Raw genomic sequence first — 20,625 nt, 5'->3', positions numbered from 1 at the left:
CTCCTTATACTTTGACTTTGGACAGTTTCAGGTTGATCAGCGACAGGGCGCCAACCACCAGGAAGATGGCTGTGGCGATGGCAGCCGCCAGGCCAAAGTTCTGTCCGGAATCCTGGAACGCAATGCGGTAGGTGTAGCTCACCAGTAAGTCAGTGGTGCCTGCAGGTGTGCTGGCGCCGATAATATCGGGCGCACCACCGGTCAACAGGGCGATCAGGACGAAGTTATTAAAATTAAAAGCGAAGCTTGCGATCAACAGCGGCATCAGCGGCTTGATGATCAGCGGCAGGGTGACATTGAACAGGTTATTCACCGGCCCTGCCCCATCCATGGCGGATGCCTCGTAAAGATCCCGTGGAATCGCCTGAAGCAGGCCCATGGTAAGTAACATCATGTAGGGGTAGCCAAGCCAGGTATTCACGATCAGGATCATGGTGCGGGCCAGAGCCGGGTCACTGAACCAGTCTGGCCGTATGCCAAACAGCCCCTCCAGCACCAGGTTGATCTCACCGAAGTTCTGGTTGAACAGGCCCTTGAACACCAGGATCGAGATGAACGCCGGCACCGCATAGGGCAGGATCAGCATGGTGCGATAGAAACCCTTGCCGCGGATCTGGTCCCACTGCAGCAGGTTTGCCAGCAGCAACCCAAGCGCCAGGGTAAACACCACCGTGGCCACCGCAAAGGACAGTGTCCACACGAAAATCTCGAAAAATGGCCCGCGAATAGTCGGGTCGGACACCACCTTCAGGTAGTTGTCCCAGCCAATATTCACCGTCCATCCCGGAGACAGGGCTTCACCATCGGCACTTCGGTAAAAGCCGGTGTCGTGATCCGGAAAATAGGTCACATCCGTCTGATTGTTGGTGATGCTGCCATTGTCGTGCAGGGTGAACTGACCACTGATCGCCGCAAATGAACGCAGGCTGGCCATGCTCAGCGCTCGACCGTCTTCGGTCAGCAGATCCAGTTGCGACAGCTCCGATCTGAGCTGAATGATGTCCCGTATCGCCAGTGGGTCTCCCACCGGCTTCGTTGAGGCGGGCAGAACCGGCACGTCCGTTTCCGAGCCGTCCAGCTCCATAGGTGCCGTGACCAGGTTCTGGTGCTCACCCTCCAGGTAAATCACGTAACCGGCATCGGTTTCGTACAAGCCGTAATCATAGCGAATGTCACTGGACTGATAGGTCCGGTCCAGCAGGTTATCCTGTACCTGCTCGAAGCTCAGGAGATTACTGGCACTGTAGTTGGTAAAACCAATGCCTACGGTGTACATCAGCGGGAAAATAACAAACAGCCCCATGCCGGCAACAGCAGGAAAGATGTAGCGGTGGGCGTAAAGTTTCTTGTTTACGAAAACAAATACCGCCGATGCCGTCAGCACCAGGAACAGCATCGCAAACACAAATTCCTGCTGGGCGTAGAGTGCCAGTATCAGGTAAAGCGCCATTCCCACCAACGCGGCCAGAGCGCCCCATTTAAGAGTCATTCGCATCATTGGAAGTCTGCTTTCGTGTCCATAGGAGGACAGGGATTCCGTTATCATTGTAGTCAGCCTGTTTAAAGCCGTCGCACCGATCGGCGACGGCAGATGTTCAACAACAGGTCAGCACAACCCAAAACACCGCCAGCCCGGTGGCTGACGGCGCTTTCGGCTGCTGCATTACCGGGTAATGCGCTGTGCTGCGGAGTTCAGGGCATCCTCAACGGATTGTCTTCCAGAAGTGATGTTCTGCAGAGCCGGCCCCATGGATGACCAGAACGCGCCCATGGCGGGCACATTCGGCATCGGCTCACCCAGTTCGGCGTTTTCGAAGGTTGCCGCGATGTTGGGATCAGCCGACAGCTCTTCCATGAATTCCTTGTTGGCAACGGCCCCCAGGGGTACGTCGTCATTCACCATCTTCAGCCCCTTGACCGACAGCGCATAGCTCTCCAGGAATTCAACCGCCAGGTCCTTGTTCGGGCTTGCGGAACTCAGCGTTGCTGCCATGACACCCACCATCGGCTTGCTTGGCTGGCCATCAACGGTTGGCAGAGTGGTCACACCAAAATTGATACCGCTCTTTTCCAGGTTGCCCCAGGCCCAGGGGCCGTTGATCATCATGGCAACCTCGCCCTTGTTGAAGCCGGACTCCATGGCGCTGTAGTCCGCACCACGGGGCATGACGTCCTCTTCAATCAGCGTGGCCAGCATGTTGGCGCCTTTCAGGGCACCTTCGTTGTTAACACCGGTATCTTTCACGTCATAGCTGCCATCGTCGTTTTGGGCGAAGATGTAACCACCAGCCGCGGCAATCATCGGCCAGGTAAAGTAGGTGTTGTTGTAATCCCAGAGAATGGCGCGCTTGCCATCTTTGGCGAGTTTCTCGTTAAGGGCGGGGAGATCCTCGAACGCCTTCGGCGGCTCGGGCACCAGATCCTTGTTATAGATCAGACCGATGGACTCGACCGCCATGGGGTAGCCGTACTTCTTGCCATCCACGGTGACCGCATCCCAGGTGAAACCGAAGTTGGCATCAACCGTCTCTTGGGACGGCTTAACCTCAGAGATAATGCCACTCTGAGCCCATTCCCCAAATCGGTCGTGTGCCCAGATGAAGATGTCCGGGCCATTACCGGTGGCGGCGGACTGCTGGAACTTGTCGGTTGCGCTGTCCGGGTGAGCCACTTCGACGGGAATACCGGTTTCTTCGGTAAACCAGTCGCCCACTTCCTGCAGGCCGTCATAGCCTTTGTCGCCGTTGATCCAGATCAGGAGCTTACCTTCCTCGATCTCGGCGTGGGCAGGAGCGGACAAACCAAAGGTTGCTGCAACAATGGAAGCGGCGAGCGTGCTGCGGATAAAAGTTCGACGATTCATCAGGTGATTCCTCTGCTTGTTCTAGCCTTATTCTTGTTGTCCGCCCTGGCACGAGGTTGGCCGGGCGGGCTTAACGCAAATCTTTTTATTGCGAGTAACCGAACTGTGTTGCAATTTGCCGTTGCTGGCATCAGCCCTGTTTTCATTCCCTGAGGCGTAGAACGGGGGAGTAGTGAGGAGGAGAAAATTCCGTCTACCCCCCTCCCCTCAACTCTGGTTTGATTGCGGTACCACAACAATAAACGGAACCGGAGCTCATTGCATGAACCGCCACCCGAAAAAACTCAGGTTAACCGCCAGCCTTGTGACGTGCCTCTCCCTTGCCGGCTGTGCCGGCGGTCAGTTAGAGACCACCGCCCTACCCTCCGGCAATCCGTCTGCTGCAAACGGCGACGGCCTGTGTATCGCCACCCAGTCGGCAATGACCGTTTCCGTGGGTGACACGTTTGCCGACGGTGAATGGGTGCGGGATTTCTACAGCGGCGAGAGGGCCCGGGTTGAAAACGGCGAAGTCACTTTGACACCTGCCCCGGAAGCCGAGGGCCTGTTATTGCTTGAGGCGGCAGATGCCCCCCAACAGAGTTTCAACTGGGCCGGTGCCACGGTGTATTTTACCGTGACCGACCGTTTCGCCAACGGCCGGACCGATAATGACCGGAATTACGGTCGCCAGCCCGACGGCAAGGACGAAATCGGCACGTTCCATGGCGGGGATTTTGCCGGCCTGACCGAAAAGCTGGATTACCTCGAAGCGCTGGGCGTCAATGCCGTCTGGATCACCCCGCCCTTCGAGCAGATTCACGGCTGGGTGGGTGGCGGCGACCGGGGAGATTTCCAGCACTATGGTTACCACGGCTATTACGCCCTGGACTTTACCCGGCCCGACGCCAACTTCGGTACCCGCGAGGAATTCCGCACCCTGGTGGAAGAAGCCCATGCCCGCGGCATTCGAGTGGTGATGGACGTGGTCATGAACCACCCGGGCTATGCCACACTCCAGGATATGCAAACCTTCAATTTCGGTGGGCTGCGGGAAGGTTTCGAAAAGCACCTGCCGGACCCGTGGGGCCACTGGCAACCGGAGTCCTGGGAGGATTTCCACGCCTACCACGCCCTGATCGACTACGACCACCCCAACTGGAGCAACTGGTGGGGCAAGGACTGGGTTCGCGCCGGCATCGGCGACTATGATACACCGCCGAACGCCTCCATTGACCCGGTTCGTGGGTCCCTGGCGTTTCTGCCGGACTTCAAGACCGGATCCGCCAAAACGGTTGACCTGCCGGTGTTCCTCCAGCACAAAGAGAACACCCACGCCAGACAGCTTGATGACGCTACCGTGCGGGATTACCTGATCACCTGGCTCACAGACTGGGTGCGGGAATTCGGTGTTGACGGTTTCCGGGTGGATACCGCCAAACACGTGGAGCCGGAAGCATGGCAGGAACTGAAGACCGAAGCCCAGAAGGCACTGGACACCTATCGCAGCAAGAACCCCGGGCAACCGCTGCCAGCGGAGGACTTCTGGATGGTGGCGGAGGTCTTCCCCCACACCGTCACCCGCAGCAGCTACTTTGATGCCGGCTTCGATGCGGTGATCAACTTCGACCTGCAGGAAGAAGCCCTTGCCGGTGCCGCCTGCCTGCCGGAGATGGAGCCCATCTACAGCAATTACGCAGACAAGATGAACAGCGACAAGCCATTCAACGTGATGAGCTACATCTCCTCCCACGACACCCAGTTGTTCAGCCGCATTGCCGATAACGATCCTGCCATGCAGAAGCGCGCAGCCAGCGCCTTGCTGCTCACACCGGGCACCAGCCAGATATTCTACGGGGATGAGACCGGCCGCCGATTCGGGCCTACCGGATCAGACGGCCACCAGGGCACCCGTTCGGATATGAACTGGGCCGACCTCGAAAACGGCAAAGCCGAACCGGTTTTGTCCCACTGGAAAAAGCTGGGGCAGTTCCGGGATCGCCATCCGGCCATTGGTGCAGGCGAGCACAAGCGACTTGGCACCGAACCCTACGTTTTCTCAAGAACCCATGGCAACGACCGCGTGGTCATCGCCTTCGGCAAGGAGTAACCGTGCAAAACACCCCAATTGAAGGATTCACACCGGAAACACCCCTGATTCTGGGGATGATGCGGCTCCACGACCATCCCGAACTCACCCGGCCGGCAAAGCTGGCCGATTGGGTATCAGCACGCGTGGATGAAGGGCTGACTGTGTTCGACCACGCCGACATCTACGGCGCCGGCGAATGTGAACGGCTGTTCGGTGACGCACTGCGGGCACATCCAGCCCTGGCCAAACGGGTTCGCGTTATCACCAAGGCAGGTATCGTACCGGCTGGCAAGGACCGTTCACCTTGGCAGGTAAAGCACTACCGTGCCGAAGCCGGTTACCTGGAGAGCGCCATCAACAAGGCCCTTGCGTCACTGGCCCTGGAGCAGATTGATACTTTTCTGATCCACCGACCTGACCCATTGCTGCAAGCGGGGGAAGTAGCCCGGGTCCTGGAAAACGCGGTATCGTCGGGAAAAGTGCGCCAGATCGGTGTGTCCAACTTCCTGCCGGACCAGTGGCGATGGCTGGCCCGAAATACCGACCTGCCACTGGTGTGCAACCAAAGCCAGTTGTCCCTAGACCACACCGGCCCGCTGTTTGATGGCACGCTGGAAGCTCACCTTACTGACGGGATGCGCTGGCTGGCCTGGTCTCCACTGGGTGGAGGTAACCTGGCAGAGCGGATTCCCGCCGATGTTCTCGACAGGGCGCAGCAGGAAACCGGACTGGATGAAACCGCACTGGCCATTGCCTGGTTGCGCCAGATTCCGGGAACGCCAGTGCCAGTGCTGGGTTCCATGAACCCTGACCGGATCCACTCCGCCCTTCAGGGTGCCCAAAGCCTGCTGCCCCGCCCGCTCTGGTACCGGCTTCTGGAATCCGTTCGCAACAGGGCTGTGGCCTGATACAACCGGATAAGACCCACCGACCCGACGGTGTCAGGTCAGCCGCTGTCCCGGGAGGCTAGGGACAGCGGCAGCGCACTGCAGGCATTAACTCTCGCGAGCTTCTTCCCAGGTCTTCAGCAATTCCTCGTAGCGAACGGTTTTGCCTTGCGGCTTTTCGTTGTCCAGCTTCGGCTTGGGCGCACCTGGCTGATCCAGCCAATATTGCGGGTCACGCGGCTCGTTCAGCTTCGGGCCACAGGTTTCCATTACGTTGGCGCGCTCGAGACGATGCAGGACACGATCCTGAGCTTCCGCCAGACCATCCAGTGCTTTCTGGGGCGTTGCCTCACCGCTGGCAGCCCGGGCAATATACTGCCACCACAGCTGGGCCAGCTTCGGATAGTCAGGCACGTTAGTGCCAGTGTCAGTCCACTGAACCCGGGCCGGACTGCGGTAGAATTCCACCAGGCCACCCAGCTTTGGCGCCAATTCAGTCATCTGCTGAGAGTTGATGTCAGACTTACGAATCGGGGTCAGGCCAGCGATGGTCTTTTCAAGAGAAACTGTCTTGGACACGGTGAACTGGGCGTACAGCCACGCCGCCAGACGACGCTCTTTTGGCGTGGATTTCATGAAGGTCCAGGAACCCACGTCCTGATAACCCAGCTTCATGCCCTCTTCCCAGTAGGGTCCACGAGGGGAAGGCGCCATACGCCATTTCGGTGTGCCGTCTTCATTAACGACTGGCAAGCCATCCTCGATCATGCTGGCGGTAAAGGCGGTATACCAGAAGATCTGCTGGGCAACGCCACCTTGCGCTGGTACCGGGCCGGCCTCGGAGAAGGTCATGCCCTGCGCCTCGGGCGGAGCGTACTTCTTCAGCCAGTCAACATACTTGTGGGTCGCGAAGACTGCTGCCGGGCCGTTGGTGGCACCACCCCGGCTCACGCTGGAGCCCACCGGATGGCACTCTTCAACGCGGATACCCCATTCATCCACCGGCAACCCGTTTGGAAGTCCCTTGTCGCCCGCACCGGCCATGGAGAACCAGGCATCGGTGAAACGCCAGCCCAATGAAGGATCTTTCTTGCCGTAATCCATGTGGCCATACACGCGCTCGCCATCTATTTCCTTGACGTGCACGGTGAAGAACTCGGCAATATCTTCGTAGGCAGACCAATTAACGGGAACACCCAACTCATAGCCGTAGAGATCCTGGAACTGCTCCCTCAGATCCTCACGCTCGAACCAGTCGGCGCGGAACCAGTAAAGGTTGGCGAACTGCTGGTCTGGCAACTGATAGAGTTTGCCGTCAGGACCCGTTGCAAAATCCAGTCCGATGAAATCATCAAGATCCAGCGTAGGCAGCGTCACGTCCTTGCCCTCACCGTTCATGATGTCCTCGACGGCCATAACCTTACCGTAACGGAAATGGGTACCAATCAGGTCAGCGTCGTTTACCCAGCCGTCATAGATATTGCGGCCGGACTGCATCTGAGTCTGCAGCTTCTCGATAACATCCCCTTCCTGAATCAGCGTGTGAGTCAGCTCAATGCCGGTGATCTCGCTAAAAGCTTCTGCCAGTACCCTGGATTCATATTCATGGGTAGCGATGGTTTCGGAGACAACATTGATCTCCATACCACGGAAAGGTTCGGCAGCCTTGATAAACCACTCCAGCTCCTTCATCTGCTCTTCTTTGCTCAGAGTCGAATTCTTGAATGCCTTATCAATCCACTTCTCGGCGGCATCAGAATACTGATCTGCGCTGACCTGAAAGCTAAGCCCCAACCCCACCGAGCCGATAGCAGCACTCAGGAGCAGGGTTTTCGGATATTTATTGTTGTTGAACATATCCAACCTCGTTCATTTTGTTTTGGTTTGTTCGAAACGCGACGTCTTTACTTCACTACACTGCGTTCCGGTTTTCCCTGTATAGCGTTTTGACCGCTGTTACTGACACCGGAGCCGAACCCACGTATTCGCTTCCGATCATTAGAAATGAAAATAGTTCGTTATAGAAATTTTACAACCGTTCTCAACGAGCAATTACAAAGATCTTTTAGCCATCCCTGGCAAACGAACATTTGACGTAACTCCCTGTCATTTCCCATCACCCCCAGCGCAACAGCACCAGGAGCCAGAGCACCGAGACCGCCAGCGCAACCCAAAGGGTGATATCGCTGACAGCCAGAAATGCCAGATGAATGTATGCCGCAGAAAGCAGACCTATGAAAAGCCTGTCTCCACGTGTTGTCGAAATTGGCAGGAAGCCCTTACGTTCCGTGCAAGGCGACACAATTTCGTAAACGGTCATCACGGCCAGTATTCCGGCAATCACTGCAAAGAAAATGGCTACGGACGGTGTCCAGTTCATCCACGCAATCATGAGAACTCTCCCTATACCCGGCCCAGCGCGAAGCCTTTGGCGATGTGATTACGAACAAACCAGACCACCAGTACGCCTGGAACAATGGTGAGTACACCGGCTGCTGCCAGCACGCCCCAGTCAATACCGCTGGCCCCGACCGTTCGGGTCATGATGGCGGCGATGGGTTGCGCATCCACGGAGGTCAGTGTTCTTGCCAACAGCAGTTCCACCCACGAGAACATGAAGGCAAAGAACGCGGCGACACCAATCCCCGACCGGATCATCGGCAGGAAGATCTTCACGAAGAATTTCGGGAAACTGTAGCCATCAATATAGGCCATCTCGTCGTATTCGCGCGGTACACCAGACATGAAGCCCTCCAGTATCCAGACCGCCAGCGGCACGTTGAACAGGCAGTGCGCGAGCGCCACGGCAATGTGGGTATCGAATAACCCCACCGACGAATAGAGCTGGAAGAACGGCAAAAGGAAGACCGCAGGCGGCGCCATACGGTTGCTGAGCAGCCAGAAAAACAGGTGCTTGTCACCCACGAACTTGTAGCGACTGAACGCATAGGCGGCCGGCAGGGCAACCAGCAAGGTGATAGTCATGTTCATGGACACGTAGATCATCGAGTTGATGTATCCCGAGTACCAACTGGAGTCCGTGAATATCACCGCATAGTTATCCAGCGTGAAATTCTGCGGCCAGAAGGTGAGCCCTCCCAGAATTTCACGGTTGGTTTTGAACGACATGTTCAAAAGCCAATAGATCGGGGTCAGCAAGAGCACGATGAACAGCGTCATCCCGATGCCCTTGGAACGTGAGTAGCTCATCACTCTCTCCTTATTTTTCTTTGTCGAGGTGAGTTATGGCGGTAAAGAACAGCCAGGACACCAGCAATACGATCAGGAAGTAGATCAGCGAGAATGCCGCCGCACGGCCTATATCAAACTGACCAATCGCCATGGTTGTCAGTGTCTGACTCAGGAAGGTTGTCGAGCTGCCAGGCCCGCCACCGGTGAGAACAAAAGGCTCCGTATAGATCATGAAGCTGTCCATGAATCGCAGCAGCACCGCAATCACAAGCACACTTTTCAGGCGAGGCAACTGGATGTAGCGGAACACAGCCCACTTTGACGCACGGTCAATTTCCGCCGCCTGATAGAAGGCCTCGGGAATGGCCCTCAACCCTGAATAGCACAACAGCGCAACCAGTGGCGTCCAGTGCCACACATCCATCAGCAACACCGTCAGCCAGGCATCCACCGTGTCGCCGGTGTAGTTGTAATCAAGACCGAGCGTGTTCAGGGCCCAGCCAAACAGGCCGATATCACCGCGACCGAAGATCTGCCAGATGGTGCCCACCACATTCCAGGGAATCAGCAACGGTATGGCCAGCAGGATCAGGCACAGCGAGGCCTTGATGCCGGACTTCGGCATCATCAGCGCCACACCAATACCAAGGGGAATCTGGATAGCCAGCACGGCACCGGAAAACAGGAATTGCCTGAGTAGCGACTCTCTCAATCGCTCATCAGCGAGCACTTCCCGAAACCACTCAGTGCCTACGTAATAGGCGTTACCCGGACCGAAGATGTCCTGAACTGAATAGTTCACAACCGTCATCAGCGGTATCAACGCTGAAAACGCAACAAGAATGAATACTGGCAGTACGAGCCACCAGGCACGATTGTTGGGAACCTTATTCATTGGCCCTTCTCCTCCACCAGAAACTCGTCCACGTACAGCTTCAGCCACTTTTCCGGGAAGCTGAGCTGAACCTGGCTGCCAACATCGAAATGCTGGTCCTCCGTCAGTCGGACTTTCAGTGTTTCGAAATCCAGCTTTACCGTCATGATCTTGTAGGTGCCCAAGTCCTCGACATCCAGCACCTCGGCTTCAAACGTATCGTCTGCCGCAATATCCGATGCCTGGATAAACTCCGGGCGGATACCGATCTTGAGATTGTTGGATTGCAGTCGCTGCAAAAGCTCAACCTGCCGGGCATCCATCGGTAGCACCGTACTGCCAAAGCAAACGCCTCGGGGGCATCGCTCCACCTCAACCAGGTTCATGCCGGGGCTGCCGATGAAATACCCCACGAAGGTGTGGTTGGGCTGCTCAAAGAGTTCCGTTGGCGTTCCGAACTGGACAATCTGGCCGTCGTACATCACCGCGATCTTGTCAGCGAAGGTGGATGCTTCCAGTTGGTCGTGGGTGACGTACACCATGGTGATGTCGAATTGCTCATGGATCTGTTTGAGCTTGCGGCGCAGTTTCCATTTGAGCTGGGGATCGATCACCGTCAGCGGCTCATCGAACAGGATGGCGGAGACATCGCCCCGAACCAGGCCACGCCCCATGGAAACTTTCTGCTTCTGGTCCGCGGAGAGGTTCTTGGCCTTTTTGTGCAGCTCGCTCTCAATTTCCAGAATCCCGGCAATTTCGTTCACTTTGGCCTTGATCTGGGACTTGGGCACACCGGTATTCTTGAGGGGGAACGCCAGGTTCTGGAACACCGTCATCGAGTCGTAGATAACGGGAAACTGGAAAACCTGGGCAATGTTCCGGTCCCGCGGAGACAATTCATTGACCCGCTTGCCGTCGAACAGCACATCGCCTTCGGAAGGCTGGAGCAGTCCCGAGATGATGTTCAGCATCGTGCTCTTGCCGCAGCCGGAGGGCCCCAGCAAGGCGTAGGCACCGCCCTTCTCCCAGACATGGTCCAGATGGCGGATTGCGTAGTCATCGGGCCCCGCCGGCGTATCGCTGTAACTGTGGGCCAGAGACTTCAAATGAATTTCAGCCATCAGATCGTCCCTCCTGTTACCTGCGTCGGGGTATGCACAAGCTTTTCGTCTTTATCGAATACAAACAGCTTGTGAATAGGCAGATAGATCTTGATGGGCGACCCGGTGTGATACTGGTGTACCCCCATCAGTTGCATCACCATCTCGAAGTGCCGGTTACGCACGTGCATGAAGGTTTCCGAGCCACTGATCTCGCTGAGTTCCACCTCCATGGACATCTCAAGGTCGTCCTCATTGTTGGGAACAAGCCCGATATGACTTGGCCGGATACCAAACCAGTAATCACCGGGCTCGATTTTCGCCAGCTCCCGGGTCAGTGCATGGTGAGAATATTCATCAAAGGTGACCTCGGTGTCGGTAACGCGCCCTTTGATCATGTTCATGGGCGGCTCACTGAACAGCTGCGCTGCCAGGGTGTTCACCGGGTTGCGGTAAACCTCCATGACCGGGCCGGACTGAACGATGCGCCCCTGGTCGAGCAGCGTGGTGACGCCCCCCAGCGCCAGCGCTTCGTTGGCTTCGGTGGTTGCGTAGATCGCAATGCACTGGCGTTCACGGAACAGATCCCGCAGTTCAGCGCGCAACTCCTCACGCAGTTTGTAGTCGAGGTTCACCAGGGGCTCGTCAAACAGAATCAGCGTCGCGTCTTTGACCAGCGCCCGGGCCATCGCTGTGCGCTGTTGCTGACCGCCGGACAGTTCCAGCGGATAGCGCTTCAACAGCGGGTCAATCTGCAACATGTTCGCGGTTTCTTTCACTCGCCGATCAATCTCACTCTCCTTCATCTTTGCCAGACGCAGGGGCGAGGCGATGTTTTCGTAAACCGTTAGATTGGGGTAGTTGATGAACTGCTGATAGATCATCGAGACATTGCGTTGCTGAACGCTTTGCCCGGTCACATCATGGCCGTTATAGATGAGGCGACCTTCGTCAGGCTTGTCCAGACCGGCCATCAGCCGCATCAGTGAGGTTTTACCAGCCAGAGTGCGCCCGAGCAGTACGTTGAACGACCCCGCCTCAAACGTGATGTTCGCGTCCCGGATGTAATCGACTCCATCCACGGCACGGGAGAGATTCTCCAGCGTTAAGGACATAGGCTTTCCTTTGTTGTTCTTGTTACACGTTATTCGCCGGCAGCTGACCGACGGAAATTCGATTTCGAATACACAAAGGCAAAGCCCGTACCAGTAAGGGCCATAATTAGGAACGAAATCCTATATTATTGTTTTTAATAGATTTAATATTGCATGTAATTTCATTACTGAAAACAAAAATGTTCGTTATCAAACTTTTTGTTCAGTTTGAACATTGACCTGAACAATCATTGAGCACATTATTGAACACCATTGCGAACAGATTCGTTGTACCCACCGGCCTGGACGGCCACCACAAAAACAAAACGAAATCGCAGGAACGCGGAGGACTCGCGTGAAACCACAACACGAACGGACGGAATACCGGTCTACCATTGCCGATTCCTGGAACCGCTGTCTCGGCTATGGGCTCCACCACGACCATGAACCTGAGCCGGCGAACCTTGACGACCAGGCACGTGAAGCTCTGGAACATGACTACGAAGCATTACTGAGCACCACAGAAACAGAAGTGCTGCCCTACTACGACAACATCATGTCCAACAGCCGCTGCCTGATCCTGCTTGCGGATTCCGAAGCCCAGGTATTGAAGGGCTGGGGCGATCGCCGTGTTACCGAGAGCTACCGGCACCCCTGGTTCAGCGCAGGGGCAAGCTGGCATGAGCGTCATGCCGGCACCAATGCCATCGGCACTTCCATTGCGATTCGATCGCCGATACAGGTGCAGCGAAACGAACATTTTCTCAAGCTGAACCGCGGCATCATCAGTTCCGCCGCCCCCATCTTCGATACCGACAGAACCCTGGTGGGTGTACTCAGCGCCTTCAGCGACGCCTACCTGCCCCAGGCCCACACCCTGGGAATGGTCCGGCTGCTATCGCAATCCGTGGAGAACCGTCTGATTGTCCGGCAACTGGGGGGAGACCATTTTATCCTTACCCTCAACACCACGGCGGATAACATCGACAGCCCCTGGTCCGGTCTGATCGCGTTTGATCAGACCGGGCGTGTTATTGCGTCCAATCAGCGGGCCGACCAGTTGCTCGGTGAACCGCTCTCCGGACGCAACCTGAACTCCCTGTTTATAGAAAACCGGAGCCAGATACTGAACCATTCCCACAACACGCCCCTCCAGCTCACAACCACCCAACGGGTGCGATTGTCGGGGCTCCTCAAACGCCCGGCATCGGTTCGCGCCCCCGGCCCGAAGCCGTTAGGTCCCGCGCCCCGACCCAGGCCATCGGAGCCTCGCCAATCCGGCGTTTCCCCGGGTGGTATCGAGTATGGCGACCCACGGGTCCGACGCTGCGCCAGCCAGGCCGGCAAGGTGCTGGAACGGGGGGTTCCGATACTGATCTGTGGCGAAACCGGTGTTGGCAAGGAAGTGATGGTCAAAGCCCTGCATGGGACCAGCAAGCGGCGGGGCCAGCCTCTGGTGTCGGTCAACTGTGCGGCTATTCCCCCGGAACTCGTCGAATCCGAGCTCTTCGGTTACGAGGCCGGTGCGTTCACCGGCGCCCGCGCCCAGGGCTCCCTTGGGCTGATACGAAAGGCCGACAAGGGCATCCTGTTTCTCGACGAGATCGGTGAAATGCCGCTTGCCGCTCAGTCCAGACTGCTGCGGGTACTGCAGGAACGGGAAGTTACGCCGGTGGGGTCGACAGAGCGCATCCCGGTGGACATCCTGCTGGTGTCGGCCACCAACCGCCCGTTATCCGACCGGATCGACAGCGGTGATTTCCGTGCTGACCTCTATTACCGCATCAACGGTTTATGCGTTGAACTGCCGCCACTGCGGGAGCGGATGGACAGGCGCGAACTCATCCGCAGAATTTACCAGGAGCACCGCGATGACGGCCAGCCTGCCTCCCTGAACACGGAGGTGATGGCGGCACTGGAAAACCATCCCTGGCCCGGCAACATTCGCCAGCTGGTGAACATCGTTCGTGTGGCTGTTGCCATTGCAGACGGCGATGAAGTGCAGCTCTGGCACCTGCCGGAGGACTTTCTGGCGGAATACGAAGACCGTAAGGAAACGACGCAAAAGCCGGTATTCGATGCCTCGTCGTTCCGCGAAACGCCCCAGGCCAACGATAACTCCCGCAACGACACCATGAACCAGACCCTCGTGGTCTATCAGCAGTGCATGGGAAACGTGTCTCGCGCTGCCAGGGAGTTGGCCGTCAGTCGCAACACCCTGTACAAACGCCTTCGGGATCTTGGGGTGAGGTAGTCAGAGTTTACGGATGGCCGTGCTCCAGCCCTCATACAGCTTGTCGCGCCGGGCCTTGGTCATCACTGCCTCGAAGCTTCGGTCGCAACGCCACATACTGCTCAGGTCATCGAGGGACTTGTAAACGCCAGCCTGAAGGCCCGCCAGGTAGGCCGCCCCGAGAGCCGTGGTTTCCACCAGCGCCGGTCGGTCGACCCGCGCCCCCAGAATATCCGCCAGGAACTGCAGTACCCAGTTGTTGGCAACCATGCCACCATCCACACGCAGGGTGATGGGCCGGATCCCGTCCTTTTCCATGGCTTTCTGCAGATCCTTGGTCTGGTAACAAACCGATTGCAGGCCCGCGGTCACAATTTCCTTTATACCGGTATCCCGGGTCAGCCCGAAAATGGCGCCACGGGCATTGGGGTCCCAATAAGGGGCGCCCAGCCCGGTGAAGGCCGGTACCAGATAGACACCGTGGTCCACCGGCGTGCCCTCAGCAAGCGGCTCGGTCTCGCATGCATCTCTGATCAGCTGCAGGCCATCGCGCAACCACTGGATGGCAGCACCGGCGATAAAGATACTGCCTTCCAGCGCGTAGACCGGTTTGCCATTCAAACGATACGCCACGGTGGTCAGCAGGCGGTGCTCCGACGTCAGTGCCTTGTCGCCAGTATTTAGCATCAGAAAGCAGCCGGTCCCGTAGGTACTTTTTGCCATGCCGGTTTTAAAGCAGGTCTGTCCAAACAGCGCTGCCTGCTGATCACCGGCCATACCCATGACCGAGACACCATCCAGACGCCCGTTACCCACAATCCGGCCGAAGTCCGCCGCCGAATCCATGACATCGGGTAACAGGGATTCCGGTATCCCGAACAGATCCAGCAGCTCCTGATCCCATTGCTGATCATGGATATTAAAGAGCATGGTTCGGCTCGCGTTGGTGGCGTCAGTACGATGCACCTTACCGGCAGTCAGGCGCCAGAGCAGGAAGCTGTCGATGGTGCCAAAGGCCAGCTCGCCCTTTTCAGCCCGTTGCCTGGCCCCGGGGACGTTATCAAGAACCCAGCGAATTTTCGTCGCCGAAAAGTAAGGATCGATCAACAACCCGGTTTTACTGTTCACCGACGGTTCCCGGCTCTGTTTTTTCAGGGTTTCGCACCATTCTGCGGTTCTCCGGTCCTGCCAGACGATGGCTGGATAGACCGGTTCACCGGTCGCCCGGTCCCAGAGTATGGTGGTCTCTCTCTGATTGGTGATTCCAACGGCAACCACCTCGTCGTTTTCGCTGCAGCCCTTGTCCATGACGTCATCACAGGTTTCCCTGACCGTGCGCCATATATCCTCGGGGTCGTGCTCTACCCAGCCGCTGGCGGGGTAGTGCTGGGAAAATTCCTGTTGGCTAACGGCGTGTATATTGCCGTCCAGCGTGAACAAAATGGCGCGAGAACTGGTGGTTCCCTGATCGATCGACAGAATGTACTGAGTCATGGTTGCTTTGCCTCGGGTGTTCTTATTTTTTCGCATTTTTACTTTTCTGAAAACAAAAGCCAACCCTTTTCACTAACGCGAAACACCCATACCGCCACAAGCCCCTAAAAAGGCTGCATAAAGACGTAAAACACTCTAGACTGACCGGGAGCAATGAATCGCTATTTCGTTCGTTACAGAAAACCGAACGCCGGAGGAAGTTGAATGGCACAGCGACGCAGGCAGGATCTGATCATGGAATTGATCCAGCAAAACGGCTTTGTCACGACAGAACAGCTGGTGGACCAGTTTAAAGTCACGCCGCAGACCATTCGCCGGGACCTGAACGATCTGGCCAGCCAGAAAAAACTCCGTCGCCACCATGGCGGCGCCGGTATCGATTCCAGCACGATGAACACCGCCTACCAGGCTCGCAAGATCATGGATCTGGAAGCCAAGGAACGTATCGCTGAAGCCCTGGTGGAGATGATTCCGGACAACTCCTCCCTGTTCATCAACATCGGAACCACCACGGAAACCATCGCCAAGGCGCTGCTCGAAAAAAACAACCTTCAGGTGGTAACCAACAACCTGCACGTTGCCTCTATTCTTTCCGCCAAGGAAGACTTCCATATCATCATCGCCGGCGGTGAAGTCCGGAATCGCGATGGTGGCATTGTGGGTGAAGCCACCCGGGACTTTATCAATCAGTTCAAGATGGACTTCGGCATCATAGGGATCAGCGGCATTCACGCTGACGGCTCATTGCTGGACTTCGACTACCGGGAAGTCCGCGTTGCCCAGTCCATTATCGAAAATTCCAGCCAGGTTCTGCTCGCCGCCGACCACTCCAAGTTTGGCCGCAATGCCATGGTTCGTCTTGGCAGCATCGCCCAGGCCGATCACGTGTTTACCGACGAGCCGCCTCCCGTCGAGATCCGCCAGTTGTTGCGCGAGAACAACGTGGAACTGCACCTGGTCTGACCGTCCCTGCTGATTACGGTTTTCGCTTCCTGAATGCTATTGAGAAGGCCCCCTGCTTGCTCGCCCTCTCCTTTTCGTTTTTTTTCTTTATTTTCCTTTACGAATATATCTTGCTTTCGCATAATGGATGAACACGTTATTGGCGTCAGGAGATGACACAGGATGGCCGAGGAGAACAACCAATTCGACGTTGTCGTTGTGGGAGGCGGTGTTAACGGAACGGGGATCGCAATGGATGCCGCGGGCCGGGGTCTCAAGGTGTTGCTTTGCGAAATGAATGACCTCGCCTCGGCGACATCCTCGAGCAGCAGCAAGCTGATCCACGGCGGATTGCGTTACCTGGAGCACTATGAGTTTCGACTGGTGCGGGAAGCCCTGGCAGAGAGGGAGTCCCTGTTGCGAAATTCTCCCCACATCATGTGGCCAATGCGCTTCCGGCTGCCCCACCGCCCTCACCTTCGCCCCGCCTGGATGATCAGAATGGGGCTGTTTCTCTACGATCACCTCGCCAAGCGGGAAGTTCTGCCGGGGTCGCGGTCCATCAGGTTCGATGAAAAGGACCCGCTCAAATCTGACATCACCAAAGGATTCGAATACTCCGACGGCTGGGTCGACGACGCCCGCCTGGTTGTACTGACGGCCAAGAAGGCACAGGAATACGGCGCTACCATTCTGACCAGAACCAAGTGCATCAACGCCGAGCGCGGAGCGGATTCATGGAATGTCTCGCTTCAGGACCTGAACGACGACCGCATTCAACACGTGTCTGCAAAAGTCATTGTGAACGCCTCCGGCCCCTGGGTAAGCCGCCTGTTCAGTGAGAGCCTCGCCATGAAGGCTCCGAAAGTCATTCGCATGGTCAAGGGCAGCCACATTGTTGTTCCCCGCCTGAACCGCGAGACAGAGGCTTATATTCTTCAGAACGAGGACGAGCGCATTGTTTTCGTCATCCCCTACGAGGACGAGTTCTCCCTGGTTGGCACAACCGATGTGGACTACGAGGGGGATCCGAAGAAAGCAAAAATTTCATCGGAAGAAACCAGCTACCTGCTGGATATTGTTAACTCCTACTTCAAGCGCCAGCTGACAGAGAGCGATGTCATCTGGTCCTATTCCGGTGTTCGCCCGCTGATGGACGATGAAGAAGGTGATGCCAAGAAAGCCTCCCGGGACTACTCGTTTGAGGTCAGCGCCGAAAAGGACATGGCCCCGGTAATTTCCGTATTTGGCGGCAAGATCACGACCTATCGCAAACTGGCAGAAGCCGCGACAGACAAGCTGTGTCAGTTCTTCCCGCACGCCAAAGGCCCCTGGACCAAAAACAGCGTTCTGCCCGGTGGTGACTTTGAAAACCACGACACCCTGGAGGCTCGCATATCCACGGATTATCCATGGCTTCCAGAAGTCGTCTACAGCCGGTATGTGCGCACCTATGGGACCAATGCCTATGACATTCTGGGCGGCGCGACATCCATTCAGGATTTGGGCTTCCGGTTTGCGGGTACGCTCTATGAACGGGAAGTGGAATACCTGATCAGACACGAATGGGCAATGACGTCAGAGGACATCCTTTGGCGCCGCACAAAACAGGGGCTATACGCCACTGACGAAGATGTCCGCGAGCTGGAAAGGTATCTGTCGGCTCAGGCAACCCCGCAGCCACAGACCGCGACTCTACACGACAGCGCGTGACTCGTTCTTTCAGGCATTATGCGTGGAAAAAGGCCCGAGAATGTCCCCGACCCGTTGCTGCAGTGCGGGTATCACATCCTTTTCAAACCAGGGGTTCTTTCGCAGCCAGAGATTGTTGCGGGGGCTGGGATGAGGCAAAGGTAATACTTCTGGCCAGTGCTTTTCCCAGTCCTTCACATTGTCCGTCACGGATTTTCGCGGTCCAGACAAGTGCCAGGCGTGGGCATACTGCCCGATCACCAGCGTCAACTCTATGTGTTTCAGTCGTGCCAGCAACGCTTCCCGCCAGGCTGGCGCGCATTCGGGACGCGGCGGAAGATCACCCGATTTGCCGGTACCGGGGTAACAGAATCCCATGGGCAATATCGCCAGCGTGCTCTCATCGTAGAAGACGTCACGACCAATCCCCATCCAGTCCCGCAGCCGGTCGCCGCTGGGATCATTGAACGGCAATCCGGTTTCATGAACCCGCCGGCCCGGCGCCTGCCCGACCACCAGTATCCGCGAGGATTCACTGAGCTGCACCACCGGTCTCGGCCCCAGTGGCAGGTGTTCCTCACAAAGGGTGCATCGACGAACCCTGGTAACCAATTCGTCAAACGACAACGAAGGGTAGAACTCTGTCATGACACCTTCCTGGCCCTCTTGATGGCGTACATGGCCTCATCCGCCCTCGCCAATAATTTGTCCGGATCACTTTCGCCAGCGCGACTGGTCACCCCGCCCACACTTGCCCCGGCATAATCCAGGGACTGCTCCGGCAACTCGAACTGCCCCCGGGTCGCGGCCCTCAGTCGGTCAAGGAACGCCTCCAGGCCAGATCGATCTTCCCCCGCCCTGGCCGCCGACAACACCACAAATTCGTCACCGCCGTAACGACTGGCCAAATCCCCCGAACGGATCACCTCCCGCAAGCGCTTTGTCATGCACTGCAAAAAGTGATCACCTGCATCATGCCCATAGTCATCGTTAATCTGCTTGAAGTTATCCAGATCGATAAAAGCAACATAGACACTGCCGCCGTTTCGATGGGTAGCAGCCAGCATTCGTGCCAGCTCTTCCACCAGATAACGGCGATTGGCCAGCCCGGTCAGCGGGTCATGAAGGGCATACACCGAGAGTTCCTGGTTGGCTCGCTCAAGCTGCTCGTAATACTCTGCCCGGTCCGCCAGCAGAGACAGGTAATTGGAACAACTGATGATGATCTGCCGGTCGTTCTCCGGTTCCGCCGGCACCTGCTCAAGGATCAGCAGAATACCTGCCACCCGCCCCTGATCTGTCTCAACACTGACCAGCGCGGCACTGGCATCGCTCGACAATCCTGCCTCCGGAGGAAGCGTTTCCAGTGCTCCCGGCCCATCAGCACTGACAAACGGGTCAGGGTGGACATTGTCGAACAGCGCATCTGTCAGCGGGATCAAGGCATCGGTCTTTTTAACAACCTCCAACCAGGCACTATCGGCCTGAACCAGGGCGCTGACGCTCTGGCCACTTCGGACAAACGGCACCGCCCTGAACCAGCCCCCGCGTTCCTCGAGCAAGGACGCGGTGTGTATCAACGCGGAGTCCAGGGTATCCGACCGGAAACACAATTCACCGATCTCAGAAATCAGCGCCAGCGATTGCAGCTTTTTCTCGGCCTTATTGGCCCGACGGATGGAGGCCTTGGCAGCAGCGTCTCTGGCAATCTGATAGGCAATCAGCTCGGAGCAGAGTTCCAGTAGATCAAATACCTCCTGATCTACCTTCGTGGCGCGGCTACTCGCACCGCAGAGAGTGCCGTAAATGCTCCCGTCCAGGTTACTGACGGGAACAGAGAGATAGGTCTTCAGGCCCAGCTCCCGAGCAGCCTCGGAATCACCCCAGACACTCTCAACGTCCTCGGTAAAGTACAGCTTTTCATCCATTGCGCGCTTACACAGAGTATCCAACCAGGGAATCTGCATTCCTTCCGGGAGATTGATACTTCCGGAGTTGTCCGCGAAAAGAATGACCTGAACACCTTGAGATTCATCAATCATCGTCAGGTAGGTGGATTCCAGGCCGGTAATGCGTTGCAACAGCAAAAGAATGGGACGGGTAAGTTGTTCCAGGTTTTCGGCACCCGACAATGAGCGGGCGAAATGGGTCAGTAACAATTCCATGCCGGGTAATGACTACTT

The 20,625-nt window shown here is 56.8% G+C and carries 16 protein-coding genes; 5 read left to right on the top strand and 11 right to left on the bottom strand.

Features of this window, described 5'->3' with window-relative positions:
- Positions 1–4 precede the first annotated feature (4 nt).
- Together malF and malE are read right to left on the bottom strand one after the other, a co-directional pair.
- Positions 5–1,498: a maltose ABC transporter permease MalF gene (gene malF, locus ACJO3M_RS04815; RefSeq protein WP_407000177.1), complete on the bottom strand. Its 1,494-nt coding sequence runs from the start codon at positions 1,496–1,498 to the stop codon at positions 5–7.
- Between the two features lie 165 nt (positions 1,499–1,663).
- Entirely contained in the window at positions 1,664–2,863 is a 1,200-nt protein-coding gene (gene malE, locus ACJO3M_RS04810) for a maltose/maltodextrin ABC transporter substrate-binding protein MalE (protein WP_407000175.1), read from the bottom strand.
- Between the two features lie 262 nt (positions 2,864–3,125).
- Between malE and ACJO3M_RS04805 the strand changes: the two genes are divergently transcribed.
- Both ACJO3M_RS04805 and ACJO3M_RS04800 read left to right on the top strand, forming a co-directional pair.
- The gene (locus ACJO3M_RS04805) at positions 3,126–4,952 is read left to right on the top strand and encodes an alpha-amylase (RefSeq protein WP_407000173.1); all 1,827 of its coding nucleotides are present in this window, start codon (positions 3,126–3,128) and stop codon (positions 4,950–4,952) included.
- A gap of 2 nt (positions 4,953–4,954) precedes the next feature.
- Positions 4,955–5,842 (top strand): aldo/keto reductase, encoded by an 888-nt coding sequence (locus ACJO3M_RS04800; RefSeq protein WP_407000171.1) that lies wholly within the window; start codon positions 4,955–4,957, stop codon positions 5,840–5,842.
- 87 nt (positions 5,843–5,929) lie between these two features.
- On the opposite strand, the gene ACJO3M_RS04795 is transcribed toward ACJO3M_RS04800, so the two are convergent.
- From ACJO3M_RS04795 to ACJO3M_RS04770, 6 genes are all read right to left on the bottom strand, one after another.
- Positions 5,930–7,678: an ABC transporter substrate-binding protein gene (locus ACJO3M_RS04795; RefSeq protein ID WP_407000169.1), complete on the bottom strand. Its 1,749-nt coding sequence runs from the start codon at positions 7,676–7,678 to the stop codon at positions 5,930–5,932.
- 259 nt (positions 7,679–7,937) lie between these two features.
- A complete protein-coding gene (locus ACJO3M_RS04790) occupies positions 7,938–8,213 on the bottom strand; it encodes a DUF2160 domain-containing protein (RefSeq protein WP_407000167.1) in 276 nt (91 codons plus the stop codon).
- Positions 8,214–8,224: 11 nt separating this feature from the next.
- Entirely contained in the window at positions 8,225–9,031 is an 807-nt protein-coding gene (locus ACJO3M_RS04785) for a carbohydrate ABC transporter permease (RefSeq protein ID WP_407000165.1), read from the bottom strand.
- A gap of 10 nt (positions 9,032–9,041) precedes the next feature.
- Positions 9,042–9,908 carry a carbohydrate ABC transporter permease gene (locus tag ACJO3M_RS04780; RefSeq protein WP_407000163.1) on the bottom strand — a complete coding sequence of 289 codons (867 nt, stop codon included), beginning with the start codon at positions 9,906–9,908 and terminating at the stop codon, positions 9,042–9,044.
- Positions 9,905–11,008, bottom strand: coding sequence for an ABC transporter ATP-binding protein (locus ACJO3M_RS04775; RefSeq protein WP_407000161.1), 1,104 nt, complete (start codon positions 11,006–11,008; stop codon positions 9,905–9,907). The genes ACJO3M_RS04780 and ACJO3M_RS04775 overlap by 4 nt, the downstream gene beginning before the upstream one ends.
- Positions 11,008–12,102 carry an ABC transporter ATP-binding protein gene (locus ACJO3M_RS04770; protein ID WP_407000159.1) on the bottom strand — a complete coding sequence of 365 codons (1,095 nt, stop codon included), beginning with the start codon at positions 12,100–12,102 and terminating at the stop codon, positions 11,008–11,010. The genes ACJO3M_RS04775 and ACJO3M_RS04770 overlap by 1 nt, the downstream gene beginning before the upstream one ends.
- A 334-nt stretch (positions 12,103–12,436) precedes the next feature.
- Between ACJO3M_RS04770 and ACJO3M_RS04765 the strand changes: the two genes are divergently transcribed.
- A complete protein-coding gene (locus ACJO3M_RS04765) occupies positions 12,437–14,335 on the top strand; it encodes a sigma-54-dependent Fis family transcriptional regulator (protein WP_407000157.1) in 1,899 nt (632 codons plus the stop codon).
- On the opposite strand, the gene glpK is transcribed toward ACJO3M_RS04765, so the two are convergent.
- Positions 14,336–15,808, bottom strand: coding sequence for a glycerol kinase GlpK (glpK, locus tag ACJO3M_RS04760; RefSeq protein ID WP_407000155.1), 1,473 nt, complete (start codon positions 15,806–15,808; stop codon positions 14,336–14,338). It lies immediately after the preceding gene.
- Between the two features lie 204 nt (positions 15,809–16,012).
- Between glpK and ACJO3M_RS04755 the strand changes: the two genes are divergently transcribed.
- Together ACJO3M_RS04755 and glpD are read left to right on the top strand one after the other, a co-directional pair.
- Complete coding sequence (locus ACJO3M_RS04755) at positions 16,013–16,771, top strand: DeoR/GlpR family transcriptional regulator (protein WP_407000153.1); 759 nt, start codon at positions 16,013–16,015, stop codon at positions 16,769–16,771.
- A gap of 162 nt (positions 16,772–16,933) precedes the next feature.
- Positions 16,934–18,463 (top strand): glycerol-3-phosphate dehydrogenase, encoded by a 1,530-nt coding sequence (glpD, locus tag ACJO3M_RS04750; protein ID WP_407000151.1) that lies wholly within the window; start codon positions 16,934–16,936, stop codon positions 18,461–18,463.
- 9 nt (positions 18,464–18,472) lie between these two features.
- On the opposite strand, the gene ACJO3M_RS04745 is transcribed toward glpD, so the two are convergent.
- Entirely contained in the window at positions 18,473–19,090 is a 618-nt protein-coding gene (locus ACJO3M_RS04745; protein WP_407000149.1) for a uracil-DNA glycosylase family protein, read from the bottom strand.
- The gene (locus ACJO3M_RS04740; protein WP_407000147.1) at positions 19,087–20,607 is read right to left on the bottom strand and encodes a sensor domain-containing diguanylate cyclase; all 1,521 of its coding nucleotides are present in this window, start codon (positions 20,605–20,607) and stop codon (positions 19,087–19,089) included. The genes ACJO3M_RS04745 and ACJO3M_RS04740 overlap by 4 nt, the downstream gene beginning before the upstream one ends.
- Positions 20,608–20,625 lie beyond the last annotated feature (18 nt).

The organism is Marinobacter alkalisoli (assembly GCF_045449795.1).
Classification (GTDB): domain Bacteria; phylum Pseudomonadota; class Gammaproteobacteria; order Pseudomonadales; family Oleiphilaceae; genus Marinobacter.
The sequence above is the reverse complement of the archived record's forward strand: the minus strand, read 5'-3'. Positions and strand labels throughout refer to the sequence as shown.